Annotated in this window: 1 protein-coding gene; it reads right to left on the bottom strand. The window is 60.7% G+C overall.

Annotation, left to right across the window (positions count from 1 at the left end; translation table 11 throughout):
* Window positions 1-369, bottom strand: a 369-nt coding sequence (locus Q8X48_RS29885) for a calcium-binding protein (protein ID WP_407802674.1), incomplete at both ends; no start/stop codon positions are given.

Below are 369 nucleotides of genomic sequence, written 5' to 3'. Positions count from 1 at the left end.
CCATACGCTACCGTCGGCGAAGCGGAACTCCTGCACGCCGTACTCCCCATTCGGATCAGCGGAATAAAGCTGGGTTCCCACCGTGACCGTGCGGCCGTTGGCGAAGGTGACGATCAGATCGTAGTAATTGCTGCGCGATAACTGCAAGCTGGCCGGATCGATGCCAACGGCGAACTCGACCACGTTGAGGTCGGCGCTGCCGATACGGTAATCGTTGATGACGGTATTCGTGGCATTGCCGACGCGGTAGATGTCGCTGCCCGCGTCACCGCTCAAGTTCACAGCAGCACCGACCAGCGCCGTGCGCACATCGAGGATGTCGTTACCATTGCCGCCGGACGCATAGCCCCGAGCCAACATCAACTGGTC

It is taken from the genome of Pseudomonas sp. QLc11A, from assembly GCF_052112305.1.
GTDB classification, from domain to species: Bacteria; Pseudomonadota; Gammaproteobacteria; order Pseudomonadales; family Pseudomonadaceae; genus Aquipseudomonas; species Aquipseudomonas laurylsulfatiphila.
This window is presented reverse-complemented; position numbering and strand designations above follow the sequence as displayed.